General features: G+C 54.5%; 1 rRNA gene. It reads left to right on the plus strand.

Going from position 1 to position 1,100, the window contains the following annotated elements:
• Positions 1-1,100, plus strand: a 23S ribosomal RNA gene (locus P2Q66_RS11040); the annotation flags it as partial.

Genomic DNA, 1,100 nt, shown 5'->3' on the forward strand with positions numbered 1-1,100 from the left:
GACCAGGGGGAAGCGACTGTTTACTAAAAACACAGGTCCGTGCGAAGTCGCAAGACGATGTATACGGACTGACTCCTGCCCGGTGCTGGAAGGTTAAGAGGACCGGTTAGCCTCACGGCGAAGCTGAGAATTTAAGCCCCAGTAAACGGCGGTGGTAACTATAACCATCCTAAGGTAGCGAAATTCCTTGTCGGGTAAGTTCCGACCTGCACGAATGGAGTAACGACTTCCCCGCTGTCTCAACCATAAACTCGGCGAAATTGCAGTACGAGTAAAGATGCTCGTTACGCGCAGCAGGACGGAAAGACCCCGAGACCTTTACTATAGTTTGGTATTGGTGTTCGGAGTGGCTTGTGTAGGATAGGTGGGAGACGTTGAAGCCCGGACGCCAGTTCGGGTGGAGTCATCGTTGAAATACCACTCTGGTCACTTTGGACATCTAACTTCGGCCCGTAATCCGGGTCAGGGACAGTGCCTGATGGGTAGTTTAACTGGGGCGGTTGCCTCCTAAAAAGTAACGGAGGCGCCCAAAGGTTCCCTCAGCCTGGTTGGCAATCAGGTGTCGAGTGTAAGTGCACAAGGGAGCTTGACTGTGAGAGAGACATCTCGAGCAGGGACGAAAGTCGGGACTAGTGATCCGGCGGTACATTGTGGAATGGCCGTCGCTCAACGGATAAAAGGTACCTCGGGGATAACAGGCTGATCTTGCCCAAGAGTCCATATCGACGGCATGGTTTGGCACCTCGATGTCGGCTCGTCGCATCCTGGGGCTGGAGTAGGTCCCAAGGGTTGGGCTGTTCGCCCATTAAAGCGGTACGCGAGCTGGGTTTAGAACGTCGTGAGACAGTTCGGTCCCTATCCGCTGCGCGCGCAGGAAATTTGAGAAGGGCTGTCCTTAGTACGAGAGGACCGGGACGGACGAACCTCTGGTGTGTCAGTTGTACTGCCAAGTGCACCGCTGATTAGCTACGTTCGGATGGGATAACCGCTGAAAGCATCTAAGCGGGAAGCTCGCTTCAAGATGAGATTTCCATACACCTCGTGTGTGAGAGGCCCCCAGCCAGACCACTGGGTTGATAGGCCGGATGTGGAAGCGAGGA

The organism is Arthrobacter sp. Cr_A7 (genome assembly GCF_029222765.1).
Classification (GTDB): Bacteria; Actinomycetota; Actinomycetes; order Actinomycetales; family Micrococcaceae; genus Arthrobacter.